Annotated in this window: 13 protein-coding genes; 6 read left to right on the top strand and 7 right to left on the bottom strand. The window is 58.7% G+C overall.

Annotated elements, in window-relative coordinates; genetic code table 11:
• The first annotated feature begins 166 nt into the window (after positions 1-166).
• On the top strand, positions 167-706 hold the full coding sequence (locus tag NTD87_RS18495) for a kinase inhibitor (protein WP_262115538.1): 540 nt from the start codon (positions 167-169) through the stop codon (positions 704-706).
• 5 nt (positions 707-711) lie between these two features.
• Positions 712-1,533, top strand: coding sequence for a helix-turn-helix transcriptional regulator (locus NTD87_RS18490; protein ID WP_262115537.1), 822 nt, complete (start codon positions 712-714; stop codon positions 1,531-1,533).
• Positions 1,534-1,769: 236 nt separating this feature from the next.
• Here NTD87_RS18490 and NTD87_RS18485 read toward each other — a convergent pair whose 3' ends face one another.
• The 4 genes from NTD87_RS18485 to NTD87_RS18470 form a co-directional block, all read right to left on the bottom strand.
• The gene (locus NTD87_RS18485) at positions 1,770-2,540 is read right to left on the bottom strand and encodes an SDR family NAD(P)-dependent oxidoreductase (RefSeq protein WP_262115536.1); all 771 of its coding nucleotides are present in this window, start codon (positions 2,538-2,540) and stop codon (positions 1,770-1,772) included.
• 11 nt (positions 2,541-2,551) lie between these two features.
• Positions 2,552-3,700, bottom strand: a complete 1,149-nt coding sequence (locus NTD87_RS18480) for an NADH:flavin oxidoreductase (protein WP_262115534.1) — start codon at positions 3,698-3,700, stop codon at positions 2,552-2,554.
• Positions 3,697-4,944, bottom strand: a complete 1,248-nt coding sequence (locus tag NTD87_RS18475; protein WP_262115533.1) for an AfsA-related hotdog domain-containing protein — start codon at positions 4,942-4,944, stop codon at positions 3,697-3,699. Before NTD87_RS18475 ends, NTD87_RS18480 begins: the two co-directional genes overlap by 4 nt.
• 120 nt (positions 4,945-5,064) lie before the next feature.
• Positions 5,065-5,616 (bottom strand): acyl-homoserine-lactone synthase, encoded by a 552-nt coding sequence (locus NTD87_RS18470; RefSeq protein WP_262115531.1) that lies wholly within the window; start codon positions 5,614-5,616, stop codon positions 5,065-5,067.
• A gap of 153 nt (positions 5,617-5,769) precedes the next feature.
• Here NTD87_RS18470 and NTD87_RS18465 point away from each other — a divergent pair, with 153 nt between their 5' ends.
• A complete protein-coding gene (locus tag NTD87_RS18465) occupies positions 5,770-6,489 on the top strand; it encodes an autoinducer binding domain-containing protein (RefSeq protein WP_262115530.1) in 720 nt (239 codons plus the stop codon).
• Positions 6,490-6,829: 340 nt separating this feature from the next.
• Entirely contained in the window at positions 6,830-7,279 is a 450-nt protein-coding gene (locus tag NTD87_RS18460) for a DMT family transporter (RefSeq protein WP_262115529.1), read from the top strand.
• Positions 7,280-7,299: 20 nt separating this feature from the next.
• Here the strand turns inward: NTD87_RS18460 and NTD87_RS18455 are convergent, their stop codons facing one another.
• Positions 7,300-8,154 (bottom strand): MaoC family dehydratase, encoded by an 855-nt coding sequence (locus NTD87_RS18455; protein WP_262115528.1) that lies wholly within the window; start codon positions 8,152-8,154, stop codon positions 7,300-7,302.
• Positions 8,155-8,156: 2 nt separating this feature from the next.
• Positions 8,157-9,509 (bottom strand): 3-oxoacyl-ACP reductase, encoded by a 1,353-nt coding sequence (locus NTD87_RS18450; protein ID WP_262115527.1) that lies wholly within the window; start codon positions 9,507-9,509, stop codon positions 8,157-8,159.
• Between the two features lie 302 nt (positions 9,510-9,811).
• On the opposite strand from NTD87_RS18450, the gene NTD87_RS18445 reads away from it, so the two are divergent.
• Positions 9,812-11,089: an acetyl-CoA C-acetyltransferase gene (locus tag NTD87_RS18445; protein ID WP_262115525.1), complete on the top strand. Its 1,278-nt coding sequence runs from the start codon at positions 9,812-9,814 to the stop codon at positions 11,087-11,089.
• Here the strand turns inward: NTD87_RS18445 and NTD87_RS18440 are convergent.
• Positions 11,076-12,104 (bottom strand): bile acid:sodium symporter family protein, encoded by a 1,029-nt coding sequence (locus tag NTD87_RS18440; RefSeq protein WP_262115523.1) that lies wholly within the window; start codon positions 12,102-12,104, stop codon positions 11,076-11,078. The genes NTD87_RS18445 and NTD87_RS18440 overlap by 14 nt on opposite strands.
• An 83-nt stretch (positions 12,105-12,187) precedes the next feature.
• Between NTD87_RS18440 and NTD87_RS18435 the strand changes: the two genes are divergently transcribed.
• Entirely contained in the window at positions 12,188-12,979 is a 792-nt protein-coding gene (locus NTD87_RS18435) for an AraC family transcriptional regulator (protein WP_262115522.1), read from the top strand.
• Positions 12,980-13,022 lie beyond the last annotated feature (43 nt).

The following is a 13,022-nucleotide window of genomic DNA, read 5'->3' as shown; positions in this document are numbered from 1 at the left end:
GCTGGCGATCATCTCATTCGTGAAGGTTGCCTCTAGATTTTTCTGTATGGCTTGTTCGCCTGAAGCAAGAGAGCATTTCGGCACTGTTGTAGAGCATTTCGGCACAGTAAGCCCCCTCTGCTCTATCTAGAATCGCGTTTCACTCCAAGACACAGATGAGATCGCGATGAAGATCAGATTAATCCTGCCTGCATTATCCATGGCAGTAGCGCTCAATGGATACGCTGCCGACTTCTCGCTGACCAGCCGAGATATCGCTGAAAACCGACCTCTGACCGGCCTTGAAGTATTCCAGGGCTTTGGTTGCGAGGGGGGGAATACCTCTCCTGAGCTTTCCTGGAACAACGCCCCCGCAGGTACTAAAAGCTACGCGATCACGGTCTACGATCCTGATGCACCGTCCGGTAGCGGCTGGTGGCATTGGACTGTGGTCAACATACCGGCTTCAACCAGCAGTTTGCCAAGGGGCGTGGGTTCGAACCTGCCTACCGGTGCAGTACAGGGGCGGACCGATTTTGGCCAGCCGGGATTTGGCGGGGCTTGCCCACCTGTAGGGGATAAGCCCCATCGTTATCAATTCACCGTATGGGCATTGAAAGTAGATAAGCTACCACTCGACGACCAGGCCAGCGGCGCCTTGGTTGGCTACATGCTCAATGCCAACACCTTGGCCAAAGCCACAATCACTTCCACTTACGGACGTTAGGAACGATGCACTCTTCTGCCGGCATCCAGCACAGAGAAAACCTCATCGATGCTTGCGTCATTCGGGCGCGGCAGCCCCATACATTACGACGGGTGCCGATATTCGTTACCACCTTGTGTCGAGTGCGGCAGGGAGAAAAGCTGTTGCAGTGGGATGAGCGGGAGATGCGTGCAGGACCACAACACCTATTGCTGATGCCGGCCGGGTGCGAGCTGGGGATTTCCAACTTCCCCGGCCTTCACGGACACTACATTGCCGATGCGGTGACTTTTCCTTGCTCAATACTGCGTAACTTCAGCACCCGATATGACCAACTGATCATGAGTCATCGCCGTGGAGCCTTGAAGTCGGAACTATGTGTTCCTCTGGATAAACATACAACACAGGCATGGGATCAGTTATTGGCCTCCATCAGTGCGAACGCCCCAGACGCATTACGTACACTCTATGGGGAGGCCGTCCTTCTGAGCCTGGGCCTTTGCGGCTTGGCCGGGCCACTACTGATGGACCGCAACGATCCACTTTGCGAACGTGTGCAGCGGCTAGTAATGGGCAACCCTGCCAGGGACTGGTCTGTTGCGATCGTCGCTCAACAACTAAACCTTGGTGAATCGACTTTGCGTCGCCAACTGGCCAATGAGGGTGACAGCTTCAGGAACATTCTGGAAAACGTCCGACTTGGAATGGCGTTGCAATGGTTGCAAACCACTTCTCGCTCCATTGGTGAAATTGCCGGTGCCAGCGGTTACGCCTCGGCCTCCCGTTTTGCGGTGCGCTTTCGCTCACACTATGGTCTGTCGCCACGGGAATTGCGGGCAGCGATTTAAGCATTCCGTTGACGTATCCCCCTTCCTGTTGAAAAACACCATGACACGATTCCGCGAAGGTTCACTGCGACTTCTGATCTTTCGCCGCACACAAAACGACCCGCCATGTGCGGGTCGTTTTGCTTGCCTTCTGAACACGCTCACTCAAGCTCCGATGACGGACTCCCGGTGTTTACCCAAGAGGACGCGCCAGGCCGAACCCACGGCTGGCGCCTGTTATGAATGCGGTTTTCATATCAGAACTTGCCGCTCGCGTAGCCGCCATCGATAGGCATGACCACACCCGTGACGTAAGACGCCTGATCACTGAGTAGCCAGAGTACGGCGTTTGCCACTTCATCCGCGGTACCGAAGCGTTTCATGGAGGTGACGTTGATTTTTCTTTGGGTGTTTTCCGGTGCCGCCTTCAAGCGTGCTTCGTTGTTCATGCCGCCCAGAATTGGGCCAGGGGCAACCGCGTTGACACGAATGCATCCTCCATTTTCCAGCCTGGCGTTTTCAATGGACGCTACCTGGGTCATGCCGTTGATAGCCTGTTTGCTGGCGACATAGGCCACCTGGCCGCCAATAGGGACCACGCCGGCACAGGACGATGTGTTGACGATGGCGCCTGTTCCCCGGCCGAGCATGATTTGCAGTTCATGCCTCATGCAGTGGTAGGTGCCGTTGACGTTGATATTCATCACCTTCATCCAGTCATCCGGGCACGAGTCTGCCAGCGTGCCATAGCGGGCGGTCACTCCCGCATTGTTAAAGGCGCAATCGAGCCTGCCGTAGAGGGATCGAATGGTATCGAATGCTTGTTCTACCTGAGCCGGATCGGCGACATCGCAGGCAATGAACCGGCAACGTTCGCCCAGCCGGTCTGCCAGCTGCGCACCCTTTTCTACGTCTCTGCCGAACACAATCACATCGGCTCCCGCCTCGATCAGGCGTTCGCTGACGCCCGCGCCGATCCCGCTGGTTCCGCCTGTTACCAGGCACACTTTTCCTGTGAAGTCGTACATGTGTCGCATCCTTATGCCAACGAGGGTCTCAAGTATTTCGGGTTCACGCAGCAATACACCCGGTCCAGGCTCGGATTGCTTTTGTCGCTGAAGCATTTGCTGTCCCACTGGCATTTATGGATGTCGTTGGAACGGCCCTGGAGCGTTTTGTTGATCAGGTCGTTGTCGGCGAACAAGGCCCTGGACATTCCCACCCAGTCGCAGACGCCATCGGCCAGCAAGTGTTCGGCTTTCTCTAACCCGTCGATGAAGCCGGCATACCCCACGGGTACCGTCGACACCGTTTTGATGGCCCTGACACCGGCTTGCAGGTAGTCATCCATCGTGGAGGAGTGAACGATGAGCTGGCCGAAGGTCGCGCCCATGCACATCGAACACTCCAGTGCTGCCACGCCGGCCTGGCAGAGCGCCTGGACTGTTTCTTTGATATCCGGAAATTGCAGCCCCTGCTCACCCAGACGATCATCGATACCCAGCCTGATGGTGACGATCAGTGCACCATCGGTTCGTTTGCGGATGGCCTGGACCACTTCGAGCAGCAGACGGGCACGGTTCTCTTCGCTGCCCCCATAACGATCCGTACGTTTATTGGTGTGTGGAGACAGAAAGCTGCTCAGCAGATAACCGTTGGACGCCTGCAATTGCACCAGTCGGGCACCGTTGATCCAGGCCAGCCAGGCGGAATGGGCGAACTGCTCGATCACCAGAGCAATGTCCGCTTCGTCCATGACCCGAACCCGATAGTCCGGATCAAGTTTGGAAACGCGCGGGCATGGCACGCCACTGGGAGTCAGCACGGCAACGCCAGTGTGCGTCGTGGTGCCCTGACCACCGTAATGTTGCAACTGCACGCCTACTGGCGTGTTGATGCGCTCGGACATCTCGAACATGGCTTTGAGCGATTCGCCCTGGTGTTGCTCGAATAGTCCGAGCCCGGTGCTCTGCAGTCGGGACTGGGGCGACACCGTGGCGTTGCACAGAAACGCCATGGAACAGCCGCCCTCCATGATGCCCTGATAGAACTCGATCATGGCGGGCGTCACGCACCCGCTGTGATCGGCCAGATCCACGCCCATCGAAGCGAAAAACAACCGATTGCGCAGCTCCAGCCCGCCTGCCAGCCGAAGCGGCTCAAGCACGTGGGGGTAACGGTCCATCATGCCTCAGTCCTCTGATCAGGCATTGACGACGCCTGGTTAGGCGTCATCCAGACCGGCTGCTCGAGAGCAGGGGCGGGGACTGTTTCCTGATGGGAGAAGTAAGTGAACTGCTTGAGCACTTCTCGCCATTTGAATCGCAACTGCGAATCCAGGTCCGCCAGTTGCAGTTTGAGCCGGCGGCCCTTTGGCGCATCACTTTCGTGGACCGATTGCACTGGCAGGCTGATCATTCCCTCGTTTTCCAGATACAGATAGACATGCCCCTGCGCGGGCGCGTCGAGCGGGCTGACCGAGCTATCACACTGGACTTGCAGTCCGGCCATTGAAAGCAACTCCAACTGGCCGGCCAGATGACGACCGCATTCAAGGCGTACCAGCACTTCATGGCGTATACCTTTGAGCGGCCGGAACCAGTGGGCCGGATCGATATTGATATTTCGCATGCGCTTGAAGACGGGCATTTTGATGATTTCACCGTGGAGCCGGATATCGGCCACCAGTTCGCCCCTCTGGAAGAAACGTGCGCGCTTGTCGACTTTTCGTGCCCGAGGTTGCGCCAGCTCGTCGTAATCGCCGACGAGTACGTCGACCTGAAAAGACGACTCGGTATAACGGGGGAAGCTCGACAACAGGTCAACGATGGAAATCGACACCTCACCGCGTGCATACCCACTGTGTTCGTAGAATTGCGCGTACATGGCCTGCCGGGCGGCTTCGATCAACATCAGGCCCGGAACGTGTTCATGATGCTTGCGGTAAAAGAAGTAATTGGAGGTGTCGTTGAACAGAGTGAAGTACAGCAAGCCTTGCTGTGGGCAACCGTCCAGATGCTTGAGGACATCATGCACCCGTCGCCGTTGCCCTACGTCGAGCAGGTCGTCGTAACCCAGCAGTTGCGCCAGCTTGGCTTCGGTACTTTCCAGTACCCAGACACCTGTCAGTATTAGGTGGTCGGTCGCTTTTTCGTAGCAGGCCAGAAGCTCTGGCAGCCAGGCCGACATGCCCGCCTGTTCGAGTTCGTCCAGGCCGATAATCGTCGGTAACGAGCGCAGCACCAGTCGATTGCCGTCCAGGCGATAGGCCTGGTTTACGATGTCGAGGGCCACTGGATCAAGGTTCGCCTGTTGAACGATGGCGGCGGACAGCCAGGCGGGTAGCTGGTGGCGAGCGTCGTAGATCAAAACATCGTCATCGTGGCCTTTATGTACGATGTCTTTTCCAACTTTCCTTTCCATGTCGATCATGATCTTCCCTCTGTGTTGAACGCTGGTTTTCCAGCAATAACTATCCATGTCTCGAGATCGACCCACGCCGATATGAGCCGGTCGACTCGTGTCGGCAGCTTCATCATCTTGTTCAAAGGGTTACTGTACGGTGATGCAGCAGGCCCCCAGGGTACGGTTGTCCAGCACTTGGGGAGGTGCCAGCCATTTGAAATCTATGCCGCCGCGCTTCAACAGACGACCGATAGCCACAGGGGAAACCGACACCAGATGCGAAACACCGCAGGTTTTGGCGTAATCGAGGGTGGCCATGAACAGGCCAACGGTGTTTTCGTCGGACATCTGTTCGTATTTGCTGGGCTGAGCATCAAGGTCCAGAGAGGTAAAGCGTGACAGCTCCCAAATGTCATCCTGGCAAGGGGCGGGAGCGCCACCCAGCAATGAGGTGAACACCTCACTCAGTAGATACGGCTGGGTGGTGGGCAACAGGCGTGCGCATCCTTTTATGTTTCCGTCGTCCTGTTCAGCGACGATGTAATGAGTGCCGCTATGGTCGAACTGGTCGAACTCGAAATCGGGCGGGGTCGGCAATTGCCAGCCGAGGTGTTCAACGAACACCTGATACCGATATTGTGCCAACCGCTGACGATCGACTGATGTTAGCTCGTCGTAACGTCCTGATAAGTAATCCATCACATCTTCCTTTTGTGACTTGTCGGGTGCTGATTAGAGTGCACGGCGAGATTGCGCACTACTGTCAACCTTGACAGGTATCGGAAATGTTTGGAAATATGCTAGGCATGTTGGCACAAGGCCGATAGCAATAAAGAAGAGAAAGGAATCTCTATGTCGCACTGGCAGGCTGAACTGTTGGAAAATGCTGTGTCCGCGACGGACGTCGAGTTATTGTTCGACAATATCAAAACCGTTGCCCGACAGTTGGAGTTTGACTATGTGGCTTATGGTTCAAGAACACTTTTCCCTCTCACCAAGCCTTGCTTGTTTCTTATAAACAATTACTCACCTGCCTGGCAGACGGCCTACGCGGCCAATCGCTACCTGGAAATCGATCCCTACGTCACCCGAGCACTCAGAAGCGTTAAACCCGTGCTGTGGGACGCCGAACTCAAGGCCCGGGCTCCTGATTTCTGGCGGGATGCGCACTGTCATGGACTCTCGGAGGGATGGGGGCAAATGCTGCTCAATAGCGAAGCGCAGGGGCTGGTGACGTTCGCCCGCGGCAGCGACCCGATCACGGCCCTGGAGCTCAAGACCAAACAGGCTGAGCTCTCCTGGCTTGCACAGATCACCCATTTGGGCATGACTCGGTTACAGCAGCGGGGGGTGGGATCTGTTCTGCCGGTGCCCATAGAGTTGTCTCAACGGGAAAAGGAAATTCTGCAATGGACCGCTGACGGAAAAACATCGGACGATGTTTCCGTCATCCTGGGCATTACCAAGAGAACGGTCAATTTCCATATAAACCATTGCCTCAAGAAACTGGGTTGTCAGAACAAGATCGCCGCTGCGGTCAAGGCTTCCCTCATGGGCTTGCTCTGGAAGTAAACACCGTGGGTGACCAAACCCGAGGTTGGAGTGTTGCGATGAATAACTAGTGTTTATTCGGCAAGGTTGCACCTGGGGGGCAGTTATTTATTTATTAAATAACCGTGCAGCTCAATAGGTGATATTTTTTCGCGCGCCATGAGTGTGTCAAAAAACTTAAGTTATATAGATATAATTAACCCTGTTCGACGGGGCATGATTGTTAGCGAGTCCTGTAGAAACAACCGAAGGTTGCGATTTCTTTACTGCTGCTTTAAACGTTCGCAGCCTTGGCTAGTGCCTGCGGTTGAGCGAAGGGACGGCGTATACTGCGCGCCTCATTCACTCATTGGAGAACAGCATGCCGGCCCCCGTCTGGTGGTTACTTTGCCTGCCCTTTATCGCAGGTGCGTTTTTACCGCTGCAAGCCGGCATCAATGGCCAATTGGCCAAGCAGGTGTCGAGTGTCCTCGCCGCTGCGTTGATTTCGTTTTTTGTCGGCACCCTGGCGTTGTTGCTGCTGGTCCTGATCCAGCGTGAAACGCCTGCGTTGGTGACGCTCAAAAGCTTGACCTGGTGGCACTGGTCCGGTGGTTTGCTCGGCGCATTTTTCATTACCACGGCCGCCTTCGCAGGACCGCGTATTGGCGCCATGCTGTTCATGGCGCTGGTATTGGCCGGGCAATTGGGTATGGCGATGGCCCTGGATCATTTCGGTTGGGCCGGGTTTCGCGAGGCGCCGGTCAGCGCCGGCAAGATTGTCGGGCTGGTGCTGATTATGGCGGGTGTGTTTTTTATTCGGCGCGGCTGATTTCTCGCGACTGAGCCGCCTCAGGCAAGCGGTCGCCAGGTACCGAGCATGTGTTCCAGATCCCCGGCACCGACCACGTTGAAATCGCCGCTTGAACCGGCAGCGCTGGCCAGTAAGGTCACCTCGCTGGGCAAGCGCACCGGCTTCTTGAACTGCACGGCAATCTCGATATTCGAGGTCGGCAGATGCCCGCTCAGTGCTGCGAGGGTGCGCGCCTTGATCCACAAACCGTGGGCGATGGCCCGGGGAAAACCGAACAGTCTGGCGCTGGCAGCGCTCAGGTGGATCGGGTTGTAGTCACCGGAAACCCTGGCGTAGCGCCGGCCAGTCTCGCTGGGCGCCCACCAGCGGGTGAGCTCGTTCATGGCCAGCACCGAATCTGTCGTCGGCTCGATGGCTTCGCCGGCAAGTTTCACACCCTTGCAGAGCATCTGGCTTTCGGCTTCCCAGAGCGGCCCGAGTGCATCATCAACACTGGTGACTAACTCAAACACTGCGCCCTTTGCGTGGGACTGCAGGTTCTGCACCCGCACGCTCACCTGTACTCGGCCGACACCGCCCAAGGGCCGCAGAATGCGGATGCGATTGGCCAGGTGAACCAGCCCCAGCAGCGGAAACGGAAACGCCTTGGCGGTGAGCAATTGCATCTGCAAGGTGAACGCCAGCACATGGGGGTACGTCGGCGGCAGCAAACCGTCATCGGTAAAACCACAGACCTTGCGATAAGCCGCCAAGCGTTTGGGGTCAACGTTGACCCAGCAACGAAAGCCATCCTCAGGCAGGGTGGTGCCAGTGATCTTGCGCCGTGTCGCTGCCCGCCAATACAGCTCGGGCAAGTACGGTGTACTGCTCTGTGAATGCCAATCCGTCGCCATGCTCAAGCTCCCAATACACTTTGGCCACACACCCGCAGCGCTTGCCCGCTGACCGCGCCGCTGCCGGGCTGAGCAAGCCAGGCCACGGCTTCGGCGACGTCTTGTGGCAGCCCGCCTTGCCCCAGTGAACTCATGCGTCGCCCGACCTCACGCAAGGCAAACGGAATGTGCGCGGTCATTTGGGTTTCGATAAAGCCCGGCGCTACGGCGTTGATGCTGATCCCGCGCTCACTCAACAGCGGTGCCCAGGCCTGCGCCAGGCCAATCAGTCCGGCCTTGCTCGCGGCGTAATTGGTTTGCCCGCGATTGCCGGCGATGCCGCTGATCGAGGCCAACAGAATCACCCGTCCGTTATCGCGCAGGGTGCCGCTGTCGAGCAGCGCTTTGGTCAGCACTTGCGGTGCATTCAGGTTCACCGCGAGCACCGCGTCCCAGAATTCAGGGGTCATGTTGGCCAGGGTTTTGTCGCGGGTGATACCGGCGTTGTGGACCACGATGTCGATGCCGTTCGGCAACTGCTGGATCAACTGCGTGGCGGCGTCTTCGGCGCAGATATCGAGGGTGATGCTGTTGCCACCGAGGCGGGCGGCGAGGGCATCGAGATCGGTCTTGGCCGGTGGCACATCCAGCAGCACCACATCCGCACCGTCGCGGGCCAGGGTCTCGGCGATCGACGCGCCGATCCCGCGAGCCGCGCCCGTGACCAGCGCCGTGCGGCCAGCCAATGGGCGGGTCCAGTCCTGGACTTGAGTGTCGCAAGCGTTCAGCCGCACAACCTGTCCCGAGACATAAGCACTTTTTGGCGAGAGGAAAAACCGTAGCGCGCCTTCAAGTTGCCCTTCAGCCCCGGCCCCGACATACAGCAACTGCAAGGTGCCGCCGCTGCGCAGTTCCTTGGCCAGCGAGCGGCTGAAGCCCTCAAGCGCGCGTTGGGCACTGGCGGCGAACGGGTCGCTGAAGGTCTCCGGTGCGCGCCCCAGGATGACCAGATGAGCGCTGTGATCGAGGTTTTTCATCAACGGCTGAAAGAACTCGCGCAGTTGCTTGAGCTGCTCGGTCTGGACCAGATCGCTGGCATCGAACACCACCGCTTTGAGTTTGGGGCCATGGCCGGGAATCCACGCCTGGGCCACCAACGGTTCGGGCCCATAGCTGTAGATCTGCTCGGTGAGCTTGTTGGCGAACGCGCTGACGTTTTGCGCCAATGGGCCGCCACCGATCATCAGCGCACCATTGACGGGCCGCAGGCGACCGGCCTCCCAGCGCTCAAGACGAACCGGCGACGGCAGGCCAAGGGCTCCAACCACGCGGTGGCCGAGGGACGAATTGGCGAAGTCGATGTAACGGTCTGACATGGAACGTACTCCAGCAGCGGGGGGCAAAGTGTGGACCACGAATCGCCATCAGTCGTTCGATCCGCGAGATAAGGCCTACGCTTGATCACAGCAGATTAGTTTGAATCCGGGCTTTTTGTAGGTTGGCAGGGTATTCAGGCGAATGCGGACCTGGCATGGGAATGCAGCACCTGTGGGAGCGAGCCTGCTCGCGATTGCGGTGTGTCAGCCGGCAAAAACTTTGAATGTGCCGGCCTCATCGCGAGCAAGCTCGCTCCCACAGGGTTTTGCTTTCAAATTTTAAATTTCAGAAGGAGCTTTTCATGACTCAGCTGCGCCGCGTCGCGATCATCGGCGGTAACCGCATTCCTTTCGCTCGTTCCAATGGGCCGTATGCCACTGCCAGCAACCAGGCCATGCTGACGGCAGCGCTCGAAGGCCTGATCGAGCGCTACAACCTGCATGGTCTGCGCATGGGGGAAGTGGTGGCGGGGGCGGTGCTCAAGCTTTCCCGGGACCTGAACTTGACCCGTGAGTGCGTGCTCGGCTCCCGGCTGTCGCCGAGCACGCCTGCCTACGACATTCAGCAGGCCTGCGGCACCGGTCTGGAAGCAGCGTTGTTGGTGGCGAACAAGATTGCCCTGGGGCAAATCGACTGTGGTATTGCTGGCGGTGTGGACACCACCTCGGACGCGCCGATCAGTGTCAGCGAAGGCTTGCGCAAAATTCTGCTGCAAGCCAATCGCGCCAAGAGCACCGGTGACAAGCTCAAAACCTTCCTGCAATTGCGTCCACGGGATTTGATCCCCGAGTTTCCGCGCAACGGCGAGCCGCGCACCGGGCTGTCCATGGGGCAGCATTGCGAGTTGATGGCGCAGACCTGGGACATTCCCCGTGCCGAGCAGGATCAACTGACCCTGAAAAGCCATCAGAACATGGCCGCGGCCTACGCCGAAGGCTGGCAGAGCGATCTGATGACACCGTTCCTGGGGCTGACCCGCGACAACAACCTGCGCCCGGACCTGACGCTGGAAAAACTCGCCTCGTTGAAACCGGTATTCGAAAAGAGCGACAAAGGTACGCTCACCGCCGGCAACTCGACACCGCTGACCGATGGCGCGTCGCTGGTGCTGTTGGGGAGTGAAGAATGGGCCAAAGAACGCGGCTTGCCGATCCTCGCGTACTGGCGTGATGGCGAAGCGGCGGCGGTGGATTTCGTCAACGGTGCCGAAGGGTTGCTGATGGCGCCGGTCTACGCGGTACCGCGTTTGCTGGCGCGCAACGGCCTGACCCTGCAAGACTTCGATTACTACGAAATCCACGAAGCCTTCGCCGCGCAAGTGCTCTGCACCTTGAAGGCCTGGGAAGACCCGGACTACTGCAAAACCCGGCTCGGCCTCGACGCGCCGCTGGGTTCGATCGACCGCAGCCGGCTCAACGTCAAAGGCAGTTCACTGGCGGCCGGGCATCCGTTTGCCGCGACCGGTGGGCGAATCGTCGCCAACCTCGCCAAGCTGCTGGACGCCGCCGGGAAGGGGCGCGGGTTGATCTCGATCTGCGCCGCTGGCGGTCAGGGTGTGACGGCCATTATTGAGCGCTGAGGGCAGCGCCGCGTTGCTGCTCGGCCAAGACCCGATTGCGGTTGGCGTAACCCTCGGCCATCACCGAGCAGACGATCAACTGCAACGGGTGATAGATCATGATCGGTAACAGGATCAGACCCAGGCCCGGGTTGGCACCGAAGATCAACGCGGCCATCGGGGCACCGGCCGCCAGAGACTTTTTGCTGGCACAGAACACCGCAGCGATCTCATCGGCCGGGCTGAATTTCAAGGCGCGGGCGGTGCGGGTGGTCATCCACAGAATGATCGCCAGCAGCACCGCACTGCCGACCAGCGCGCTGAGAATCACCGTGTTGCCCTGTTGCTGCCACATCCCGGAAACCATCGAGTTGCAGAACGCGGCGTAGACCAGCAGCAGGATCACCAGTTTGTCGACGATGTTGGTGTAGCGCTTGTGGCGACTGAAAAACCGGCCGAAAAACGGTCGCACCAATTGGCCCAGCACCAGCGGCAGCAGCAACATGGCGCAGAGGTCGAGCAGGGTTGAGCCCAGATCAATACCGCCAGCGCCGCTGCCCACCACGAAGCTCACCAGCAGCGGCGTGAGGAAAATCCCCAGCACGCTCGACAGGCTGGCATTGAGAATCGCCGCAGGTACGTTGCCGCCCGCGCTGCCGGTCAAGGCCACGGAAGAGGAAATGGTCGAGGGCAGGGCGCACAGGTAGAAGAAGCCGAGCATCAGCAGTGATGGAATGTGCGAGCCCAGCAGCTTGTCGCTCACCAGCCAGATCAGCGGGAACACCAGGAAGGTGAAGCCCTGAACCATCAGGTGCAGGCGCCAGTTTTTCAAACCGTGACGGATCTGCTCGCTCGACAGGTTGACCCCGTGCAGGAAGAACACCAGGAACACGCCGATGTTGATCACCCACTCGGCATGCATCGCGCCGCCCGTGGCGCCGAAGTGTGGGAAGGCATAAGACAGCAGGGTGGCGATCAGCATCCCGCACAGGAACCAGTCGGTGACCACGCGTTTGAGGTGTTTGAAGGCATGCATAGCGGGCACCGAAGGCATTGTAAGAATGGATGACCTAGCCTAAGGTCGTGTCATCCGCCCGTCTTGCGACATAAGGCCAATCAATGCCGACTAACGGACAACTTTCTCTTGAACGGGCTATCCCGACCCTGACGGCGTTGCCGCGTCCGCTGTATGCCCGTGCAGAAAGTCTCAGCGCCGGTTCGTGGACACCGCCTCATCGTCACGATTGGGTGCAGTTTTCCTACGCCATCAGCGGAGTCCTCGGCGTGCACACCGCCGAGGGCAGTTTCTTTGCGCCGCCGCAGTGGGGCATCTGGATTCCGGCCGATCTGGAGCACCAGGTGGTGACGTCGATGCGTGCAGAGATGCGCAGTCTGTATGTGCGGCGCGAGGAGTGCGCCTGGGCGGACGAGCGGTGTCGGGTGCTGGAAGTCACGCCCTTGGCGCGTGAACTGATCAAGAGCTTCTGCCTGCTGCCGGTGGAATATCCACAGGGCGACAGCCGCGAAGCGCGCTTGGTCAATGTGCTGCTGGACCAGTTGGCGAGCCTGCCGGAAGTCGGGTTTTCTCTGCCCTTGCCACGTCACCCGCGTTTGCTCGGGCTGTGCAACGAGCTGATCGAGCGCCCGGAGCAGAACGTGACGTTGCATGAATGGGCCGAGCGATTGGGCACCTCGGAAAAAACCCTGATGCGCTTGTTCCAGCGTGAAACCGGATTGAGCTTTCGCAGCTGGCGTCAGCGTATGCGGCTACTGTCGTCATTGAGTTTGCTGGAGGACGGCAACAGTGTGACCACGGCGGCGCTGTCCAGCGGTTATGACTCGACCTCGGCGTTTATTGCCGCGTTCAAAGGGTTGTTCGGGTTTACACCAGGGGAGCTTTTCCGACAGTGAGGGCCTCATCGCGAGCAGGCTCGCTCCCACAGGGTTTTGCAGT

The sequence above is a fragment of the Pseudomonas sp. 6D_7.1_Bac1 genome, assembly GCF_025465945.1.
GTDB lineage: Bacteria > Pseudomonadota > Gammaproteobacteria > Pseudomonadales > Pseudomonadaceae > Aquipseudomonas.
The sequence above is the reverse complement of the archived record's forward strand: the minus strand, read 5'-3'. Positions and strand labels throughout refer to the sequence as shown.

Coding starts and splice junctions, on each gene's coding strand:
- NTD87_RS18495 (WP_262115538.1), top strand. CDS start 167: ATGAAGATCAGATTAATCCTGCCTGCATTATCCATGGCAGTAGCGCTC.
- NTD87_RS18490 (WP_262115537.1), top strand. CDS start 712: ATGCACTCTTCTGCCGGCATCCAGCACAGAGAAAACCTCATCGATGCT.
- NTD87_RS18485 (WP_262115536.1), bottom strand. CDS start 2,540: ATGTACGACTTCACAGGAAAAGTGTGCCTGGTAACAGGCGGAACCAGC.
- NTD87_RS18480 (WP_262115534.1), bottom strand. CDS start 3,700: ATGATGGACCGTTACCCCCACGTGCTTGAGCCGCTTCGGCTGGCAGGC.
- NTD87_RS18475 (WP_262115533.1), bottom strand. CDS start 4,944: ATGATCGACATGGAAAGGAAAGTTGGAAAAGACATCGTACATAAAGGC.
- NTD87_RS18470 (WP_262115531.1), bottom strand. CDS start 5,616: ATGGATTACTTATCAGGACGTTACGACGAGCTAACATCAGTCGATCGT.
- NTD87_RS18465 (WP_262115530.1), top strand. CDS start 5,770: ATGTCGCACTGGCAGGCTGAACTGTTGGAAAATGCTGTGTCCGCGACG.
- NTD87_RS18460 (WP_262115529.1), top strand. CDS start 6,830: ATGCCGGCCCCCGTCTGGTGGTTACTTTGCCTGCCCTTTATCGCAGGT.
- NTD87_RS18455 (WP_262115528.1), bottom strand. CDS start 8,154: ATGGCGACGGATTGGCATTCACAGAGCAGTACACCGTACTTGCCCGAG.
- NTD87_RS18450 (WP_262115527.1), bottom strand. CDS start 9,509: ATGTCAGACCGTTACATCGACTTCGCCAATTCGTCCCTCGGCCACCGC.
- NTD87_RS18445 (WP_262115525.1), top strand. CDS start 9,812: ATGACTCAGCTGCGCCGCGTCGCGATCATCGGCGGTAACCGCATTCCT.
- NTD87_RS18440 (WP_262115523.1), bottom strand. CDS start 12,104: ATGCATGCCTTCAAACACCTCAAACGCGTGGTCACCGACTGGTTCCTG.
- NTD87_RS18435 (WP_262115522.1), top strand. CDS start 12,188: ATGCCGACTAACGGACAACTTTCTCTTGAACGGGCTATCCCGACCCTG.